Here is an 18,668-nt window from a genome sequence, read left to right as displayed (position 1 = left end):
ATGGCTGACACCACAGCTGCCCGGACGCCGTTGATGGCGGGCAACTGGAAGATGAACCTCAACCACGTCGAGGCCGTGCACCTGCTGCAGAAGCTGTCGTGGACACTGCAGGACAAGAAGCACGACTTCGAGCGGGTCGAGGTGGCCGTGCTGCCGCCGTTCACCGACATCCGCAGCGTGCAGACGCTGGTCGACGGCGACCGGATGAAGATCAAGTACGGCGCCCAGGACGTGTCCACGCACGACGCCGGCGCGTACACCGGCGAGATCTCGGCCGCGATGCTCACGAAGCTCGGCTGCACGTACGTGCTGACCGGCCACTCCGAGCGCCGGCAGTACCACCACGAGACCGACGAGCTGGTCAACGCCAAGACCGCCAAGGCGCTCGAGGCCGGGCTGGTCCCGATCGTGTGTGTGGGCGAGGGCCTGGAGGTCCGCAAGGCCGACGGCCACGTCGCCCACTGCCTGGGCCAGGTCGACGCCGCACTCGCCGGGCTGAAGCAGGACGACGTCCGCAAGCTCGTCATCGCCTACGAGCCGGTCTGGGCGATCGGCACCGGCGAGGTGGCGACCCCGGAGGACGCGCAGGAGGTCATCGCCGCGATCCGCGGCCGGCTGGAGGAGTCGATCTCACCCTCGGTCGCCGACTCGGTACGGATTCTTTACGGTGGATCGGTGAAGATGGCCAGTGCAGGTGGCATCATGGCCCAACCGGATGTCGACGGCTGTCTGGTCGGAGGCGCGAGCCTTCAGGTGGACGAGTTCGCCGGCATCTGCCGTTACCTGGACCTTCAGTTAGGCTACTCCTCGTGATTCTCGCTTTCTCGATCGTCGTGATCGTCTGCAGCCTGTTCCTCACGCTGCTCGTACTGCTGCACAAAGGCCGCGGTGGCGGCCTCTCGGACCTGTTCGGTGGCGGTGTGTCGTCCAGCCTCGGCGGCTCGTCGGTCGCCGAGCGGAACCTGGACCGGATCACGATCGGTGTCGGTCTGATCTGGTTCGCCAGCATCGTCGCGGTCGGCCTGCTCTACAAGCTCGGCTGAGGGGTCGGTTCCCGTGGCTGGTGGTGGCAGCGCGATTCGTGGCAGCCGGGTCGGTGCCGGGCCGATGGGCGAGGCGGAGCGCGGCGACACCGCGCCCCGGCAGCGCATCGTGTTCTTCTGTGCGAACGGGCACGAGACCGCGACCTGGTTCGCGGTCGAGGCCTCGATCCCGGAGGAGTGGGACTGTCCGCGGTGCGGTCTTCCGACCAGCACCGATGTGAACAACCCGCCCCCGCCGCCGAAGATCGAGCCGTACAAGACGCACCTGGCCTATGTGAAGGAGCGCCGCTCCGAGCAGGAGGCCCAGGAGATCCTGGACGAGGCGCTGGAGAAGCTCCGCGCCCGTCGCGCCCGCGGCGAGGTCATCTTCTAAGAGGTTCTGCGTTCAGCCCGGATCGAGCCAGCGGTCCGGGCTGAGGCATTCCGTGGCGCAGTGTGAGTGATCCGCTGCGTCGCGCTAGGGTCTGCGGCATGACGTCGATCGCGCCGCTCCGCTGGACCCCGCCGCCCGCTCCGCCGGTGCGGCACCCGAAGAACGTCGACGTGGACGTGGTCACGCTGCCCGGCGCCGGTCCTGAGGACACGCTGATCGACGACGACGGCAGCGTCCTCACCGGTCTGTACGACGGCCGCATCCTGCGCGTCAGCGCGGACGGGAAGACCATCAGCACCCTCGCCGACACCGGCGGCCGGCCGCTCGGCCTGGAGTGGCTCCCGGACGGCAACGTGCTGATCTGCGACGCGAACCGGGGTCTGCTGACCCTCGACAAGGACAACCGGGTCTCGACGCTGCTGTCCGAGATCGACGGCCGCCCGATGCGGTTCTGCAACAACGCGGACGTCGCCGAGGACGGCACGATCTACTTCACCGACTCGTCGACGCGGTTCGGCATCGACGAGTGGATGGCCGACCTGCTGGAGCATTCCGCGACCGGCAGCGTGTACCGCCGTACCCCGGACGGTGAGGTGACCCGCCTGGCCACCGGTCGTGCCTTCCCGAACGGCGTGGCGCTCAGCAGCGATCGCCGTACCCTCTTCTGGGCCGAGACGGCGACGTACGGCCTGTACAAGCTGGACCTGACGACCGATGGCGCCGAGCCCGTGCAGATCGCCGCGATTCCTGGCCTGCCGGACAACATCGCGCGTGGGTCGGACGGGCTGATCTGGGTCGCGGTCGGTTCGCCGCGCAACGCCGTACTCGACTTCCTGCTGCCGAAGCCGCCGGTCCTGCGCAAGATCGTCTGGGCGCTCCCGGATGCACTGAAGCCGAAGGCCGCGGACATCATCGAGATCCAGGCGTACGACGAGACCGGCGCGCTGGTCCACGATCTGCGCGCGAAGCACCCCGGGTTCCACATGCCGACCGGGGTCCGGGAGCGTGACGGGAAGGTCTGGCTGGGCAGCATCGGCACCAGTTCCCTGGCCACGTTCCCCACGCCTTAGTGTGGCGGTCATGCGTTTCGGTATCGCGATCCTGCCGGAGTACCGCTGGCAGGACGCCGCACGGCGGTGGCGGCAGGCGGAAGAGTACGGCTTCGACCATGCGTGGACCTACGACCACCTGACCTGGAGCGGTCTCCAGGACTCACCGTGGTTCGGGACGACGCCGACCCTGACGGCGGCGGCGACGGTGACCTCGACGATCAGGCTCGGCACGTTCGTGACGTCGCCGAACTTCCGGCATCCGTTGGCGCTGACCCGCGACATCCTCGCGATCGACGACGTCTCCGGCGGCCGCTTCATCTGCGGGATCGGTGCCGGCGGCAGCCTGGACGCGACCATCCAGGGCGGCCCGGACCTCACTCCGCGGCAACGGCAGGACCGCTACGAGGAGTTCGTGACGCTTCTGGACACGTTGCTGACGACCGACGGCGTCGACTTCAAGGGCGAGTACTACGAGACGCGCAACGGGCGCACGCTACCGGGCTGTGTCCAGCAACCGCGAGTGCCGCTCGTCCTGGCCGGCAACGGCCCCCGCTCTGTCCGCTTCGCCGCACAGCATGGCGACGGCTGGATGACGACCGGCGGCGACAGGACCAACCTCGATACCTGGTTCGCGTCCCTCGCCGAGCTCAGCCACCGCCTGGACGACCACCTCGACGGACGTCACGTCGACCGCTACCTGTCGATGGACAACGCGCAGTACGCGCTCTCGAGCCCGGCCGTCTTCGAGGAGATCGCCGCTCGCGCAGCCGCCCTCGGCTTCACCGACCTGATCACCCACTGGCCCCGCTCGGAGGGCGTCTACGAAGGCTCCGAGGACGTGCTGGCGCGGGTCGCGACCGAGGTCATTCCTCGTCTGCGTTAGTACGGCGGACCCACGCGGGGACGACGTACCAGAAGACGGCGAAGACCAGTAGCACGGCCGCCACGACGACGATCGCGACCGGGCGGGAGAGTACGACGTCCGCGGCGAGCAGGACGCCGCCGGTGATCGCCACGATCAGGAAGAGCATGCCGGCGATGGTCATCTTGTTGGCGATCGGGAGCATGCGGTCGCGGAGCTGCTGGCGGTAGATGATCCGGTGGAACGACACCGGCGCCAGGAACAGGCCGACGGCCAGCGCGGACGCGATCAGCGTGACGGCGTACACGTCGTGGGTGAAGCTGTCGGCGTCCTGGAAGCGGCTCTGGAAGGCGATGCTGAGCAGGAACGCGAACAGGATCTGCGTCCCGGTCTGGGCCAGGCGGAGTTCCTGCAGCAGTTCGTTCCACTGCCGGTCGAGCCGTTCACCGGGGTCTTCGTCCGGTCGGCTGTACGGCGAGCGCTCGGTCACCGTCCTATTAGACCCGAACGCGGAAGAGCCGCACACCTTTCGGTGTGCGGCTCTCCTACTGGTTCAAGAAAGGGTGATCCGACGACTCAGATCGCGCGGATGTTCTCCGCCTGCAGCCCCTTCTGGCCCTGGGTGATCTCGAACTCGACCCGCTGGTTCTCGTCCAGCGAGCGGAAGCCCGACATCTGGATGGCCGAGTAGTGCGCGAACACGTCCGCGCCACCGTCATCCGGGGTGATGAAGCCGAAGCCCTTGTCAGCGTTGAACCACTTGACAGTACCGACAGCCATTTGTCTATCTCCTCGATGGCTTATAACAATCCGTGAACCACACCTCATGGATCACGCGTCGCCGAAAGGCCCCAGACGACAGACCGGCCATGCAGCACAGCAAAGTCAGGGAGTCCAAAACTGCAACGCCATAACTGTAGCCGTTCTGCGGCCTGATGGTAGGGGTGACCACAAACACGTGTCGCTGATTGTCAGGGCCCGTTACGCTGCGTGGCCGGTCCGGTGCGGGCTCCGCGGCCCCGCTGCGGAACCCGAAATCCCGCGCCGACCTGCTGGTTCGCGGCGGCCGACGGGTGCGGGACGATGGCAACGAAGGACAATTGCCCGGTACGCCGGGTAGCGGACGCATTTTTCTGATCATTCGTCCCGGCGTGTCGCGCGGGCATGTGCAGCACTGCGAGGAGGAGGCGACCGTGATCGTGACAGTGACCCGCAGTGGGGGTTTCGCCGGGATGACCAAGCACGCCGAGTTGGACACCAGCGGTGAACCCGACGCGGCCGAGCTCGAGGACGCGGTCCGGGCGCTCGGCGCCAAGGACCTCGGTTCGGGCCGGCCGCAGCCGGACCGGTACGTGTACCGGTTGGTGGTGCGTGACGCCGCCGAGAGCGACGCCACGCAGCACACCGTTGCCGAGCAGGACGTGGACGCGACCACGGCCTGGCTGCTCGACCGGATCCTCGGCAGCTAGCGCCAGTCGATCTCCGGCGCCCGGTAGAAGTTGACCCCGAGCACCTCCCAGCGCGAGCCCTGCTCGGCCAGGCGGTCGCGGTACGCCGTCCAGTCGAGCGCGGACTCCTGCGACCAGCCCAGCTCGGCGATACCCGGCAGCCGCGGGAAGACCAGGTACTCGATCTTGCTCACGTCGTCCACGGTCTCGGTCCACAGCGGCGCCTCGACGCCGTCGATCGCGCTCTCGGGTACGCCGGGGACCAGCTTGGCCGGATTCCAGCTGTACGACTGCTCCACACTGACCAGTCCGGCCCAGTCGAGGCCCAGCTCGGTGCTGGCGTCGTACTTCATGTCCAGGTACGCCCGGTTGGCGGGGGAGAGCACCAGCGTTGCGCCCTGCTCGACCGCCTTCTGCGCGAGCACCTGAGCCTTCGGGTCCTCGGTTCCCCAGTACTGCACGACGGTGCCGGCCGGCAGCGGTCCGTCGGCGATCTCGTGCCACCCCATCACCCGCTTGCCGTTCTTGACGACCAGTTCGGTCGCCTTGGACACGAACGTCAGGTAGTCGCTGTGCTCGGTCGAGTGCGCCTCGTCCCCGCCGAGGTGCAGGAAGTCACCCGGTGTCTGCTCGGCGACCTCGCGGAACACGTCGTCGAGGAACGCGTACGTGACGTCCTTGTCGATCGCGAACGAGCTGAAGCCGACCTCGGTCTCGGTGTAGAGCTCCGGCGCCTGGTCGCCCTTGTTCAGTTCGGCGTACGACGCCAGTGCGGCGTTGGTGTGGCCAGGTGTGTCGATCTCCGGGACAACGGTGATGTAGTGCTCCGCGGCGTACTGGACGAGGTCGGCGTACTCCGCCTTGCTGTACGAGCCGCCTTCGCCGCCGCCGACCTGCAGGCTGCCGCCGTGCGCGGTGAGGTTCGGCCAGGAGTCCACCTGGATCCGCCAGCCCTGGTCGTCGGAAAGGTGCAGGTGCAGGCGGTTGATCTTGTAGAGCGAGAGCAGGTCGACGACGCGCTTGACCTGGTCGACGGTGAAGAAGTGCCGGGAGACGTCGAGCATCATCCCGCGGTACTCGTACCGCGGGGCGTCGGAGATCGTCGTACCCGCGATCTCCCACGGGCCGTCCTGCGGGGCGTCGGCCTCGGCCTTGGCGGGCAGGAGCTGGCGGAGCGTGGTGACGCCGCGGAACAGGCCCTCGGCGGTGGCTGCGGTGATCGTGACGCCGGACGCGTCCGCGCGGAGCTCGTAGCCTTCGGCGCCGAGGGTCTCCGGGCCGTTGACGGACAGCGTGATCGTGCCGGTCCCGTCCTGCACCGGCAGGTCGTATCCGGTGGAGCGCCGGAGCCGAGCCGCGAACCGGTCAGCGATCAGCCGGGCAGAGGGATCGTCGAGGCCGATCGTCGCGTCGGCCGCCAGCAGGAACGTCTCATCGGCCAGCGCCTGCTGGGCCGTGGGCTGCGGAATCATGATCGTGAGTGTTCGCGTCCCTACATAATCCGTCAAGTCCCTTCAAAACTTGTTGGCGAGAGCTGTCGCCCGGGCCAGATAGCTCCCGCCGAACAGCACCACGTGGACGAGCAACGGATGCAGCTGGTGCAGCCCGATCCGCTCCCGCCAACCGTCTGCGAGCGGGTGCACCTCGTCGTACGCGCGCAGCACTCGCTCCAGCTGCGGCAACCCGAAGAGACCCAGCATGGCGAGATCGGTCTCGCGGTGTCCGCCGTGCGCGGCCGGGTCGATCAGATGTACGCCTTCCGCCGTCCACAGCACGTTGCCCGACCACAGGTCGCCGTGGATCCGGGACGGTACGTCGGACGCGTCGTCGTACGCGCCCGCTTCCAGCCGGCCGCAGAGCCGCTCGAAGACGTCCAGCTTGATGCCCGCGGCCCGCAGGTACGGCCGGAGCCGGAGGTTGGCGTAGAACTCGCCCCACGACTTCACCGGCTCGGCTGCGTGCGGCAGCGCGGTCGTGCCGATGTAGCCGTCCCCGTCCCACCCATCCGGCGGTACGCCGTAGTGCCGGGCGCCGGCGTCGTGGGTGACGGCCAGCCGCCGACCGAAGTCCTCGGCCAAGGCATCGGTCGGCGGAGTGGTCTGCAGCATTGTCGTCGTCAGCTGGGTAGGGGAGACGTCGAGCGGCTCGGCCACGGGCACGCCGCCCGGTACGGCGAGCCAGCGCAGACCGGCCGCTTCGACGGCGAAGAAGTCTGGTGGCGCGTCAGGCCAGCTCTTCACAAACCCTGCGGTCATGGTCGGACTCTTCCATCAACGGCCGCCGGCGGGCCAGCCACGGCTCGCACAGCATCACGAGCGCGGCGACCGCGGTCAGCAGCCCACCGGCGAGTGCGACACTGCGGACCGTCGTGTAGTCGATGAGCGCGCCACCGACGAACGCACCGGCGGCGATGCCGACGTTGAACGCCGAGCTGGCTCCGGCCGACGCGATGTCGGTGCTGCCTGGAGCGATCTGCAGCGTCCGGCTCTGCACCGCGACCGCGAGCCCGCTGAACGACAGCCCGATCAGTGCGATCAGGAGGCCCGTGGCCACCTTGAGCTCGCCGAGGGCGAACACCCCGATCAACCCGACGGTCAGGACCCCGTACGGGATGACGACCGCACCCCACGGGTACCGATCGAGCACGCGGCCGGCGATCAGCGTGCCGGCGAACCCGCCCGCACCGCTGGCCAGCAGCATCGGACCGAGCGCGTCGGACGAGAAGCCGGTGATGTCCAGCAGGAACGGCGTGACGTAGGTGTTGAAGGTCAGGAAGCCGGTGACCCCGATCGAGGCGGCGACGAGCAGTACGACGTACCCGCGGAGGTCCGGGGCGCTGCCGCGGCGCGAGGGGCTGTCCTGGACCTCCGTGCGCGGCAGCAGGGTCACGATCCCGATGCAGGCAGTTGCACCGAGCACGGCCATCACGACGAACGGGACCCGCCAGCCGGCCTGCTCGCCGAGCCACGTGCCGAACGGGATGCCGAGGATCGGCGCCAGCGCCGTGCCGATCGCGAGTCGCGCGACCACCCGGCCGCGCAGCTCCGGTGGGAAGAGACTGGTCGCGATCGGCGGCGCGATCGACCAGAACAGCGCCTGCGAGATCGCGATCACCAGCCGCCCGCCGAACAGCACCTCGTACGTCGGGGCGGCGGCGGAGAGTGCCGTCGCGACGGTGAGGACCGCGAGCGTTCCGCCGAGCACCAAGCGGCGGGGGAGGTTGGTGGTCAGCCGGGCGAGTGGGATGGAGGCGAGCACGACGACAGCGGCGTACCCGGTGACGAGGAGGCCGATCTGGGAGCGCGACCGGCCGAGGTCGTCGGCCATCACGGTCAGCAGCCCGATCGGCAGCACCTCGATGGTGACGAAGGAGAACGTCGAGACGCCGAGGAACACGAGCGCGGCGGTGGCTCGGCGGGACGAGAGGGTCATGAGGTCACCTGATCCCGGTAAAAGGTTTGATGCTGGTAGCATCTCATCCATGACCGACAGTTCTCACGCGGAGTTCCGCATCGTGGGCGGACACCCCGCCCTCGATCTGGTGAACACGGTCACCCCGCGGTTGCGCGGCGGCGCGGTCGAGCACGATTACCTCACCTCACCGGCCGAGCTGCTCGACTGGAGCCGCCGGATCGGGCTGATCGATCTGCGCGATTACAGCGCCGTCGAGGGCACCTGGCGTTCGGCTCCGGAGCTGGCCGCGAAGGCGCTCGGCGCGACGTTGGAGATCCGCGAGGCGGCGTACGAGGTGCTCGCGCCGCGGGCGGCCGGCGCCGTCGTCGCGACGGACGGAGTCAAGGGGAGCGAGGCTTCCGCGTTCGAGCGCATGATGTTGCGCTGGTCCGCGGCCGCCGCCCGCTCGATGCTGCTCCCGGATGATCAGCGCGAGCGCGGCGTCGCGGAGCTCGTCGTCGGCACGTCGCCGGCGCAGCTGGTCCCGGACCGCCTGGTGGTGGCCGCGGTCGAGCTGGTGCGGACGGTCGAGCTGCGGCAGCTGCGGGCCTGTCCGGTCGACGACGGCGGCTGCGGCTGGCTGTTCCTGGACCGCAGCCGGAACGGTTCCCGCCGCTGGTGCGCGATGGAGGACTGCGGGACTCGGGCGAAGATCCGCAAGCTGGGGGAGCGCCGACGCGCTACCGCCGTACCGCAGTAATAGCGGTAGCGAGAGCGAAGCTTCACTGTCAGCGATCGGCTCACTGGTCGAGAACGCGTGTCGAAAGGTGCGAATTGTCCCCTCGACCTGTCATCGTAGGCGGCCGGGCCTTCCGACAAGAGGGACCTGGCCGGGCCTGCCCCGGACGAGGAAGCAGGCTGACGCAACAGAAAGTGGAGGACAGATGACGCAGGTGGCAGAGCAGCCGGGCAGTACTGCCGGGCGGCTCGGCTCGGTGGTGCTGGATTGCCCGGACCCGCTCGAGCTCGCCCAGTTCTACTCAGCGCTGCTGGGGCTGGACATCGACGAGAACGGTGACGACGACTGGCGGAGCCTGACCGGCCCCGGCTCGTCGCTCGGCTTCTCGACGCTGGCCTTCCGGCGCTCGGAGCAGTACGTGCCGGCCACCTGGCCCGGCACCGACGCGCAGGATCTCCATCTCGACCTGATCGTCGAGGACCTCTCGAGCGGTCACGCGACCGTGGTCGCCCTCGGCGCCGAACCGCTCGACCCCCTGGACCCGCCGCCCGCGGACAACGCCCGCGGCTGGCGGATCTACGCCGACCCGGCGGGCCACCCGTTCCGGATCTGCCTCGAGTAACACGCCGGCGGCCCGCCCCACCCGGGGCGGGCCTTCGTATGTTCAGGACCAGGCGCTGCTGGCCGTGAACGGGAAGTGCCGGCCCTCGACGTACCTCGGCCGCGGCTGGTAGCTGTTCACCCCCGGCTCGCCGCGCAGATGGAAGGCGCTCGGGTACGGCGTCTCCGGATCGGTGATCCGCGTCGACGTCGGGATGTAGCGGATCGTCAGCCCGCAGCGCCGGTTGGGCGACGTGTTGGCGTTGCTGCCGTGGACGATGTTCGGGTGATGGACCTCGACGTCGCCGGGCGCGAGCACCATGTCGACCGCCTCGGTCTCGTCGATCTCGACCGCGATCTCCTTGCCGAGCACGCTCTCGACCTCGGTGTTGTCGCGCATCCCTTCCACGCCGGACAGGTGGCTCCCGGGGATGACCCGCACGCATCCGTTCTCCGGCGTCGAGTGGTCGACCGCCAGCCACAGCGTGACGACATCCATCGGGTCCAGCGGCCAGAACGCGGCGTCCTGATGCCAGAGCACCGGCTGGCCGGAGTACGGCGGCTTGGAGATGTAGTGCGAGGCGAACAGCGCGATGTCCGGCCCGACGAACCGCTGGGCGATGTCGACGAGCCGGTCGTCGCTCACCAGCCGGACCCAGAACGGGTCGTCGCGCAGGTACACGTGCCCGAGCTGTTCGGGTCGTACGTCGGGATGCCGGGCCTGAAGCCATTCGACATGATCGTTCACTTCCTTGACCAGCTCTTGGTCGATGACGTCGCGGAAGATGACGTAGCCGTCTGTTTCGAACATGTCTCCAGCGTGCGGTTCGCCGGACCTGGCGGACTAGTAATGGGCTGACGAGAATTTGTACTGTGTTGAGGTGAGTCAGGTACTGCGGTTCGAGGCGCACGCGTTCGGGCGGCCGTACCACGCGGCGCGGGTGCGGATCCCGGCCCGAGCCCGCGACACCGAACTGCACACCCACGCCGACTTCCACGAGTTCATGGGAGTCGTCTCGGGCAGCGGTGAACACCTGCTGACCACCGGCGTAGAACAGTTGCAGCCGGGGGACGTGGTCCTGGTCCGGCCGAGCGACCGGCACGCGGTCCGCGGCTCGGTGCCCGACGGGCTCGAGTTCGTGAACGTCGCCTTCCCCAGCTCGATCTGGCAAGGCTTCCTCGACCTGACCCGGACTGCCGGCTGGTCGTCCCGCGGCCCGATCACGTTTCACCAACCGGCCGCGATCGACGTCTTCGAGCACGCCCTGGCCCGCTTCCAGGACAACCCGAGTTCCTACGACCTGGTCCGCTTCTGGATCGACCTGATGGAGCTGCTCGCACCGGTCGACGCCGCGGCGCCCGGCATACCCGACTGGCTGGCCAGGGTCTGTACGGCGATGCGCGCCGAGCAGAACCTCCGCGGCGGCGTACCCCGGCTGCTCGAACTCGCCGGCGTCAGCCCCGCTCACCTGTCCCGATCGATGCGGACCGCGTACGGCGTCACGCCGACCGCGTTCGTCACCGACCTGCGCCTCGAACACGCCGCATCCTTGCTAGCGGCAACCAATACGTCGATCGCCGCGATCGCCACCCGCTGCGGCTTCACCAGCCAGTCCTACTTCACCCGCACCTTCACCGCGGCCCACGACCTCCCGCCCCGCGACTTCCGCCGCCGCTCGCAGCGCGCGTTCGTGCCCTAGAGCGATTCCAGATAAGCGATGGTCTCCGCCTGCTCGCCCCACTTGGCCCAGCCGAGTGCGTCGGCGTGGAACTTCGGGTCGGTAGCGGTCAGGTCCGCGTCGTGCTCGACGAGGAATCGGAGTGCGTCCAGCGCACCGGTCCCCGCGGCCAGATGCGCGGCGGTGGCGCCGTCCTTGGTCCGCTCGTTGATGCCGAAGCCCATGCCGGCGAGCCGACGTACGACCTCCCACCGCTGCGCCACAGCCGCTTCGGCCAGCAGCGCCGGCTGCTCGGTCGGTGTGACCTCGCCGGCGAGGGCGGCGGCGAACGGGTCCTCGGTGCGCGTGCCGCGGTAGAAGTCGCGGACCGTGCCGACCTCCGCGCCGTGGTGGATCAGCTCGTCCAGGATGTGCAGCGCGAAGGACGTGCCGTCGTGTTCGGCGTACATCCCCGCGGCCTCGCCCATCGGGCGGTCGAGGACCTCCTGGCTGAGGGCGGCAAGGCGTCGGCGCCAGACGTCGTACGCGTGGTCCAGGGCCGCGAGCGCCGCTGCCGCGGACGCCGGCACGGGTGGCTGGCCGTCGTCCGGGCCGGGTTGGTGACCGAACCAGGTGGCGGTGCGGTCCTCCTGCAGGATGTCGATGATGTGGGTGATCCGCCAGGCCAGCGTGGTGAACGGCTCCGGTTCCGGCGGGATCTTCGTGCGCTCGAGCACGAGACCCGAGTCGGACTTCCGGATCGACCAGCAGCCGTCGAACGGTTCCCAGAGGTATTCCTCGTCGGTCAGGCCCTCCACCCGGTTGCGCAGCCGCTGCCAGGCGAAGTCGGACAGGTCCAGGAGATTCTGCGTCAGCGTGGTCATACGGCCACCGTAGGACGACCTGCGGACAGGATCGGTCCGCAGGTCGGGGCAGAATGGAAATTGATGGATACCGCGGCCCGATTGCTCCGTCTGCTGTCCTTGCTCCAGTCGCGCCCGCACTGGGACGGCGCCGAGCTGGCGGACAGGCTCGCCGTCACGCCCCGGACGGTACGGCGTGACGTCACCAGGCTGAGGTCGCTCGGGTACCCGGTGGAGGCCGAGGCCGGGATCGGCGGCGGCTACCGCCTCGGTCCGGGCGGCCGGCTCCCACCGCTGCTGCTCGAAGACGAGGAGGCCGTCGCGATCGCGGTCGGCCTGCGGGTCGCGACAACCACAACCGTCTCGGGCGTCGAGGAAGCGGCGATCTCGGCGCTGGCCAAACTCCACCAGGTCCTGCCCGCCCGGCTGCAGGAGCGGGTCGCGGCCATCGGCGCACACACCACCCAGCTGCCACAGGGCGAGCTGCCCCAGGTCGACGGCGAGGTGCTCGTCACCCTCGCCGCCGGTTGCCGCCATACTGAGGGCCTCCGGTTCCGCTATCGCACCCATGACGGCACGGCGTCCGAGCGCAGCGTCGAGCCACTGCAGATCGTGCACACCGGCCGCCGCTGGTACCTCGTCGCGCGCGACCGCGACCGCCAGGCCTGGCGCACCTTCCGCGTCGACCGCATCACGCAGCCCGTGCTGACCGGCTCCCGCTACCGGTTCGAGGACCCACCGGACCCGGTCGCACTAGTTGCCGAAGGCACCGGAGTGGCGCCGTGGGACATCGTCGGCCGAGTCCGCGTCCACGCGGACGCCGCCACGGTCGCCCGGATGATTCCGCCCAGCCAAGGCGTCGTCGATCCCATCGACGAGAACACCTGCGAGGTCCGCTTCGCCGCGAACGAGCTCGGTCCCCTGGTCTCAGGCGTCATCCGCCTCTATTGGCCGTTCGAGATCCTCGACCCGCCCGAACTCCGCGCCGCCGTCCACGACCACGCCCGCCGCCTGCTCGACTCCTAGCTGTCGGCGAGCGCCTTCCGGATCCGCTTCTCCGAGATCGGGTACGGCGTACCCAGCGTCTGCGCGAACAGGCTGATCCGCAGCTCCTCGAGCATCCAGCGAACCTCGAGGAGCTCAGGGCTGGGGTACTTGCCGGTCGGTACGGCGCGCAGACGCTTCTCGTACTCGTCGGTGAGCGTCTGGACGATCGCCATCCCGGAGCGGTCGCGGGCAGCGTTCTCGCCGAGCTTGTCGAGCCGCTGCTCCATCCCGCGCAGGTACCGGACCAGGTCCGGCAGGCGCTTGGCGCCGGTCTCGGTGATGAAGCCGGGGTGGACGAGCCGTTCGAGCTGACCGCGGACGTCCGACAACGCCACGATCAGCGCCGGGCTCGACGCCCGCGAGATCTGCTTGTCGACGGTCCGGGCATGCCCGAGCACCTGCTCGACCTGCTGCAGGATCGTCAGCACGGTGTCCGCGAGCTCCGACCGTACGGCGTCGCGCAGGATCGCGAACGCGGTGAGGTTCCACGCCGGGCCGCCCGCGGCCGTCATCAGCTGATCGACCGCCGCGCCGATCGCGTCGTCGAGCAACTCGCCGACGTTGCGATGCGGACCGGCCATCAGCGTCATCTTCTGCTGATTGCTCAGGTGACGCTGTACGACGTCGATCACCGACGGCATCGTCAGCAGCAGGAGCCGACGGGTGCCGGCCCACATCGCGGCAGTCTGGTCGCGCTCGGTCTCCTGGAGCCGGATCGCGACGGACTTGCCCTCGTCGACGAGCGCCGGGTAGCCGGCGACGGCGAGGCCGTTGCGGCGTTCGGAGAAGCTGCGCGGCAGGTCGCCGAAGGTCCAGTCCGTCAGCCCGGACTTCTCCAGCCCGCTGACCGCCTTCGACGCGACCTGCGAGATCGCGGCCGTGGTCTTCGGCTTCAGCTTCTCCTTGAGCTTGGCAAGATCCTTGCTCTCAGCAACAGTCTTGCGCTTGTCGTCCTCGACCCGGAACGTCATCCGCAGATGCTCCGGCACCCGGCTCCAGTCCCAGTCGCCCGGCTCGATCACGACACCGCGCAGCTCCCGCAGAGCGCGAGCCATCGCGTCGGTCAGTGGTCCGGACGCCGGATCCAGCTCGGGGAGAATCTGCCGCGCATGGTCCGGTGCCGGCACGATGTTGCGCCGGATCGCCTTCGGCAACGACTTGATCAGCGTGGTGACCAGCTCCTCGCGGAAGCCGGGCACGCTCCACTCGAACCCGTCCGCGGTGACCTGGTTCAGCACGAGCAGCGGAATGTGGACGGTCACACCGTCGGCGTCCGTACCCGGCTCGAACGCGTAGGTCAGGTCGAAGGTCATCCCGTTCTGCATCCAGTGCAGCGGGAACTCTTCCTCCCGGACCTCGGCGCCCTCGCGGACCACCAGCGAGCGCTCGAAGTCGAGCAGGTCGTGGTCGCGCTGCCGCGCGGTCTTCCACCAGGTGTCGAAGTGCCGCCCGGTCACGACCTCGGGACCGATCCGCTCGTCGTAGAACGCGAACAGCGTCTCGTCGTCGACCAGCAGGTCACGCCGCCGGGTGCGCTCCTCGAGCTCCTCGACTTCCTCGATCAGCTTGCGGTTCTCGTGGAAGAACTTGTGGTGCGTGTCCCAGTCGCCCTCGACCAGCGCGTTCCGGATGAACAGCTCGCGTGACACCTCCGGGTCGACCTTCCCGTAGTTCACCTTCCGCCGCGCGACGATCGGTACGCCGTACAGCGTGACCTTCTCGTACGCCATCACGGCGCCGGCTTTGCGTTCCCAGTGCGGTTCGGAGTACGACCGTTTGATCAGGTGCGGAGCGAGGTCCTCGGCCCACTCGGGCTCGATCTTCGCGTTCACCCGGGCCCACAACCGCGAGGTCTCGACCAGCTCGGCGGCCATCACGAACTGCGGCGGCTTCTTGAACAGCCCGGAGCCGGGGAAGATCGCGAACTTGGTGCCGCGAGCACCGAGGTACTGGTGCTGGTTCGACGGGTCCTTCATACCGAGGTGGCTGAGCAGCCCGGACATCAGCGAGATGTGCACGCTCTGCGGGTCGGCCGGCTCGCCGCTGTTGAGCTTGACGCCGATCTGGGACGCGACCTGGCGGAGCTGCGCGTAGATGTCCTGCCACTCGCGGACGCGCAGATAGTTCAGGTACTCGCTGCGGCACATCCGGCGGAACTGGTTGCCGGACAGTTCCTTCTGCTGCTTCTTCAGGTAGCTCCAGAGGTTCAGGTACCCGAGGAAGTCGCTGTTCGGGTCGCGGAACCTGGCGTGCGACTGGGTGGCCTGCGCCTCGGCGTCGGTCGGTCGCTCGCGCGGGTCCTGGATCGACAGCGCGGCCGCGATCACCATCACCTCGCGGACACAGGCGTGCTTGTCGGCCTCGACGATCATCCGGGCCAGCCGCGGGTCGAGCGGGATCTGCGCGAGCTGGCGGCCGATCGGGGTCAGCCTGCCGCCCTTCGGGGTGTCGATCGCGCCGAGCTCGGTGAGCAGCTGCAGGCCGTCGGTGATGCTGCGCTTGTCCGGCTCGTCGATGAACGGGAACGCCGCGATGTCGCCGAGCCCGATCGCGGTCATCTGCAGGATGACGCTGGCGAGGTTGGTCCGCAGGATCTCGGGGTCGGTGAACTCCGGGCGGTTGGTGAAGTCTTCCTCGGAGTACAACCGGATCGCGATGCCGTCGCTCGTGCGACCGCTGCGGCCCTTGCGCTGGTTGGCGCTCGCCTGCGAGACGGGCTCGATCGGCAGGTGCTGGACCTTGGTGCGGTGGCTGTACCGCGAGATGCGCGCCGTACCGGGGTCGATGACGTATTTGATGCCGGGGACGGTCAGCGAGGTCTCGGCGACGTTCGTCGCGAGCACGATCCGGCGGGCGGAGTGCGACTGGAAGACGCGATGCTGTTCGGCGTTCGAGAGTCTGGCGTAGAGCGGCAGGATCTCGGTCGTACGCCGCTCGCCGCGGAACTTGTCGTTGAGCGCGTCGGCGGTGTCGCGGATCTCCCGCTCGCCGCTGAGGAAGACCAGGATGTCGCCGTCGGCCTCGTGCTCGAGCTCGTCGACGGCGTCGAGGATCGCCTGGGTCTGGTCGCGGTCGATCGTGGCCGGATCCTCGGGGTCGTTGATCGGGCGGTACCGCACCTCGACCGGGTAGGTCCGGCCGGAGACCTCGACGATCGGGGCCGGGTTGCCCTGCGCGTCGGCGAAGTGCGCGGCGAACCGCTCCGGGTCGATCGTCGCCGACGTGATGATGACCTTGAGGTCGGGGCGGCGGGGGAGGAGACGCTTGAGGTAGCCGAGGATGAAGTCGATGTTCAGGCTGCGCTCGTGCGCCTCGTCGATGATCAGCGTGTCGTACCTGCTCAGGTCGCGGTCGCGCTGGAGTTCGTTCAGCAGGATGCCGTCGGTCATCAGCTTGACCAGCGAGCGCTCGCTGACCTTGTCGGTGAACCGGACGGCGAAACCGATCGTCTCGCCCAACTCGGTCCCGAGCTCCTCGGCGATCCGCTCGGCGACGGTCCGCGCGGCGAGCCGGCGCGGCTGGGTGTGGCCGATCATGCCGTGGATCCCACGCCCGAGCTCGAGACAGATCTTCGGGATCTGCGTCGTCTTACCCGACCCGGTCTCACCCGCGACCACCACGACCTGGTTGTCCCGGATCGCTGCCGCGATCTCGTCCTTGAGCTGACTGACCGGCAGCTCTTCCGGGTAGGTGATCTCCGGTACGGCGCTCCGCCGCACCTCGACCCGACGCTCGGCCTGCTCGATTGCGCCGATCACACCCTGCAGCGCCTGCTCCCGCTTCCGAGCTTCCTTCGTAGTCCGAACCCGCTCCAACCGCTTCCCGAGCTGCTCCCGGTCATAAGCCGTCAGGTCATCCAGCCGCGCAACAACCTCCGCCAAACTCACCCCGTCCTCGACGGCGGTGTCATCAGAGGACCCGCGACGCTTGCGAGCGGGCGGGGCGCTGGCGGAGCCGCCGCTGCGAGCGCCGCCTGCGGTGGGCGGGGTGCTGGGCGAGCCGCCGCGCTGGGCGCGCTCGTCGGTCGAGGGTGCCGGGGTGGCGTTGTTGCCTCCTGGGCCCGGCCTGCGACGACGGCGAGGGCGACGTGTGGCGGCTGGGTCTTGTGAGGGGGCTGGGGATGGACTCGGGGACTCGGTCCGGGCATCAGGCATAACCAGTCCAGTTTAGGCGTCCGCCCCCAGCCCCTCATCCGGATTACCGCAGGTGACCCGCCAGCGACTTCAGCGCCGCGACCTGGTCGGGAATCGGGGTGTTGACGAGGTTGAGGTCCCAGTCGACCCGGGTGATGCCTTCCGTGGCGGCCCGCCGGAGGTCGTCCAGGATCGTCTCGGGTGTGAAACCCACCGGCCCCTGCAGCATCGGATGCGGTTTCATCGGCCCGGCGCGGAGGATGATCGGCCCGGAACCGCCCGCCTGGTGGTACCAGCCGATCGCCGCGCAGGTGGACTCCCAGTCGCGATGCGCCAGCGTCAGCCCATCCGCGATCCGGGCAGCCCGCTCAACAGCCGGTTGCGCGATCCCACCGCCGTACAGGGTCAGCGGCGCCACCGGCTTCGGCCCGAGCGTCGCCATCGGCACCGTGTAGTGCTCGCCCGCGAACTCGACCGGATCGGGCCCCCAACACGCCCGCAGTACGGCGACCGACTCCTCGAACGCCGCGACCCGCCCGCGCTCCGGCACACCGGCAGCGACGAACTCCTCAGACAACCAACCAAGTGCGATCCCCAGATCCATCCGCCCACCGGAGAGCTGATCGATCGTCGCCACCCGCCGCGCCAGCACGACCGGCTGCTGGAACAGCGGCACCAGGACGGCGGTATGCAACCGCACCCGCTCCGTCCGCGCCGCGACGTACGTCAGCGTCTCCAACGCGTCGTACGCCGACTCCCGCGGCAGTCCGGCGTGATTCACCCAATCCGGCGCCGCCGGCACCAGCAATCGCTCGAACACCGACACCGCCGCGAATCCGAGCTCGTCGGCGGTCGTCGCGATCTCGACCACCGCATCCGGCCCGCGCAGGCCCACCACCGGCAGCCCGACGCCAACCTCGGGAAATGACATCCGCAGTTCCTTCCGCTCCAGGGCACCCCGAAGGCGCCCGTACACCCGTCAGTCGGAGCGGGCGGCGGGTACTTGCGGTCAGTCGTGCGGTGACGGGACCTTGACTGCGAGGACCGGGACCGGGGACTCGAGCAGGACGCGCTGGGCGGTGCTGCCGAGGATCAGCTTGCCGACGGGGGAGCGGCGGCGCAGACCGAGCACGATCAGGCCGACGTCCTCGGCGGCGGCTGCCTTGAGCAGTGCGCCGGCCACGTCGCCTTCGGTGAGGGCCTGCTGGATGGACACCTCGACACCTTGCTCGCGCAGCTTGGCCTCGGCGGCGGCCAACTCGTCGGCGTTGGCGTAGCGGGCGTCGATGTAGGAGTCGCCGCGGCTGGTGTTCAGGAGCAGGACGGAGGCGCCGCGCAGCGAGGCCTCGGTCGCCGCGGCGGTGAGCGCCGCCTCACCTTCGGGCGATGGCACGTATCCGACGAGAATCTTCACGGCACCCACTCTCCCATCAATCGTCCTCGCCGAAGGTCAGCCG

The 18,668-nt window shown here is 69.1% G+C and carries 20 protein-coding genes; 10 read left to right on the top strand and 10 right to left on the bottom strand.

Annotated elements, in window-relative coordinates:
• The 5 genes from tpiA (at position 1) to OHA10_RS32085 (ending at position 3,351) form a co-directional block, all read left to right on the top strand.
• Positions 1 to 813 (top strand): triose-phosphate isomerase, encoded by an 813-nt coding sequence (gene tpiA, locus OHA10_RS32105; protein WP_371402510.1) that lies wholly within the window; start codon positions 1 to 3, stop codon positions 811 to 813.
• Positions 810 to 1,043, top strand: a complete 234-nt coding sequence (gene secG / locus OHA10_RS32100; RefSeq protein WP_130448352.1) for a preprotein translocase subunit SecG — start codon at positions 810 to 812, stop codon at positions 1,041 to 1,043. Before tpiA ends, secG begins: the two co-directional genes overlap by 4 nt.
• A gap of 13 nt (positions 1,044 to 1,056) precedes the next feature.
• A complete protein-coding gene (locus OHA10_RS32095) occupies positions 1,057 to 1,416 on the top strand; it encodes an RNA polymerase-binding protein RbpA (protein ID WP_130385522.1) in 360 nt (119 codons plus the stop codon).
• 98 nt (positions 1,417 to 1,514) lie between these two features.
• The gene (locus OHA10_RS32090; RefSeq protein ID WP_371402509.1) at positions 1,515 to 2,486 is read left to right on the top strand and encodes an SMP-30/gluconolactonase/LRE family protein; all 972 of its coding nucleotides are present in this window, start codon (positions 1,515 to 1,517) and stop codon (positions 2,484 to 2,486) included.
• A 10-nt stretch (positions 2,487 to 2,496) separates the two neighbouring features.
• On the top strand, positions 2,497 to 3,351 hold the full coding sequence (locus OHA10_RS32085; RefSeq protein ID WP_371402508.1) for an LLM class flavin-dependent oxidoreductase: 855 nt from the start codon (positions 2,497 to 2,499) through the stop codon (positions 3,349 to 3,351).
• On the opposite strand, the gene OHA10_RS32080 is transcribed toward OHA10_RS32085, so the two are convergent.
• Positions 3,332 to 3,820 carry a DUF6328 family protein gene (locus tag OHA10_RS32080; protein WP_371402507.1) on the bottom strand — a complete coding sequence of 163 codons (489 nt, stop codon included), beginning with the start codon at positions 3,818 to 3,820 and terminating at the stop codon, positions 3,332 to 3,334. The two genes, OHA10_RS32085 and OHA10_RS32080, sit on opposite strands and share 20 nt — an antisense overlap.
• A gap of 86 nt (positions 3,821 to 3,906) precedes the next feature.
• Positions 3,907 to 4,110: a cold-shock protein gene (locus OHA10_RS32075; protein ID WP_134100749.1), complete on the bottom strand. Its 204-nt coding sequence runs from the start codon at positions 4,108 to 4,110 to the stop codon at positions 3,907 to 3,909.
• 188 nt (positions 4,111 to 4,298) lie between these two features.
• Here OHA10_RS32075 and OHA10_RS32070 point away from each other — a divergent pair, with 188 nt between their 5' ends.
• Positions 4,299 to 4,799: a protealysin inhibitor emfourin gene (locus OHA10_RS32070; RefSeq protein ID WP_371402506.1), complete on the top strand. Its 501-nt coding sequence runs from the start codon at positions 4,299 to 4,301 to the stop codon at positions 4,797 to 4,799.
• On the opposite strand, the gene OHA10_RS32065 is transcribed toward OHA10_RS32070, so the two are convergent.
• From OHA10_RS32065 to OHA10_RS32055, 3 genes are read right to left on the bottom strand one after another with little or no spacing between them, the layout of a single operon-like run.
• Positions 4,796 to 6,250, bottom strand: a complete 1,455-nt coding sequence (locus OHA10_RS32065; protein WP_371402505.1) for a beta-N-acetylhexosaminidase — start codon at positions 6,248 to 6,250, stop codon at positions 4,796 to 4,798. The genes OHA10_RS32070 and OHA10_RS32065 overlap by 4 nt on opposite strands.
• A 42-nt stretch (positions 6,251 to 6,292) precedes the next feature.
• Positions 6,293 to 7,033 (bottom strand): fructosamine kinase family protein, encoded by a 741-nt coding sequence (locus OHA10_RS32060; protein WP_371402504.1) that lies wholly within the window; start codon positions 7,031 to 7,033, stop codon positions 6,293 to 6,295.
• Positions 7,002 to 8,210, bottom strand: coding sequence for an MFS transporter (locus tag OHA10_RS32055; RefSeq protein ID WP_371402503.1), 1,209 nt, complete (start codon positions 8,208 to 8,210; stop codon positions 7,002 to 7,004). The genes OHA10_RS32060 and OHA10_RS32055 overlap by 32 nt, the downstream gene beginning before the upstream one ends.
• A gap of 49 nt (positions 8,211 to 8,259) precedes the next feature.
• Here OHA10_RS32055 and OHA10_RS32050 point away from each other — a divergent pair, with 49 nt between their 5' ends.
• Together OHA10_RS32050 and OHA10_RS32045 are read left to right on the top strand one after the other, a co-directional pair.
• Positions 8,260 to 8,931, top strand: a complete 672-nt coding sequence (locus OHA10_RS32050; RefSeq protein WP_371402502.1) for a CGNR zinc finger domain-containing protein — start codon at positions 8,260 to 8,262, stop codon at positions 8,929 to 8,931.
• A 184-nt stretch (positions 8,932 to 9,115) separates the two neighbouring features.
• Entirely contained in the window at positions 9,116 to 9,532 is a 417-nt protein-coding gene (locus OHA10_RS32045; RefSeq protein WP_371402501.1) for a VOC family protein, read from the top strand.
• Positions 9,533 to 9,574: 42 nt separating this feature from the next.
• Here OHA10_RS32045 and OHA10_RS32040 read toward each other — a convergent pair whose 3' ends face one another.
• A complete protein-coding gene (locus tag OHA10_RS32040) occupies positions 9,575 to 10,321 on the bottom strand; it encodes a phytanoyl-CoA dioxygenase family protein (protein WP_371402500.1) in 747 nt (248 codons plus the stop codon).
• A 70-nt stretch (positions 10,322 to 10,391) separates the two neighbouring features.
• Between OHA10_RS32040 and OHA10_RS32035 the strand changes: the two genes are divergently transcribed.
• The gene (locus OHA10_RS32035; RefSeq protein ID WP_371402499.1) at positions 10,392 to 11,210 is read left to right on the top strand and encodes an AraC family transcriptional regulator; all 819 of its coding nucleotides are present in this window, start codon (positions 10,392 to 10,394) and stop codon (positions 11,208 to 11,210) included.
• On the opposite strand, the gene OHA10_RS32030 is transcribed toward OHA10_RS32035, so the two are convergent.
• Entirely contained in the window at positions 11,207 to 12,052 is an 846-nt protein-coding gene (locus tag OHA10_RS32030) for a DinB family protein (protein WP_371402498.1), read from the bottom strand. The genes OHA10_RS32035 and OHA10_RS32030 overlap by 4 nt on opposite strands.
• Positions 12,053 to 12,115: 63 nt before the next feature.
• Here OHA10_RS32030 and OHA10_RS32025 point away from each other — a divergent pair, with 63 nt between their 5' ends.
• The gene (locus tag OHA10_RS32025; RefSeq protein WP_371402497.1) at positions 12,116 to 13,057 is read left to right on the top strand and encodes a helix-turn-helix transcriptional regulator; all 942 of its coding nucleotides are present in this window, start codon (positions 12,116 to 12,118) and stop codon (positions 13,055 to 13,057) included.
• On the opposite strand, the gene hrpA is transcribed toward OHA10_RS32025, so the two are convergent.
• The 3 genes from hrpA to OHA10_RS32010 form a co-directional block, all read right to left on the bottom strand.
• A complete protein-coding gene (gene hrpA, locus OHA10_RS32020) occupies positions 13,054 to 16,965 on the bottom strand; it encodes an ATP-dependent RNA helicase HrpA (RefSeq protein WP_371402496.1) in 3,912 nt (1,303 codons plus the stop codon). The two genes, OHA10_RS32025 and hrpA, sit on opposite strands and share 4 nt — an antisense overlap.
• Before the next feature lie 310 nt (positions 16,966 to 17,275).
• Entirely contained in the window at positions 17,276 to 18,142 is an 867-nt protein-coding gene (locus OHA10_RS32015; protein ID WP_371402495.1) for a TIGR03619 family F420-dependent LLM class oxidoreductase, read from the bottom strand.
• Positions 18,143 to 18,220: 78 nt separating this feature from the next.
• On the bottom strand, positions 18,221 to 18,625 hold the full coding sequence (locus OHA10_RS32010; RefSeq protein ID WP_371402494.1) for a universal stress protein: 405 nt from the start codon (positions 18,623 to 18,625) through the stop codon (positions 18,221 to 18,223).
• Between the last annotated feature and the right edge of the window lie 43 nt (positions 18,626 to 18,668).

The organism is Kribbella sp. NBC_00662 (genome assembly GCF_041430295.1).
GTDB lineage: Bacteria > Actinomycetota > Actinomycetes > Propionibacteriales > Kribbellaceae > Kribbella.
The sequence above is the reverse complement of the archived record's forward strand: the minus strand, read 5'-3'. Positions and strand labels throughout refer to the sequence as shown.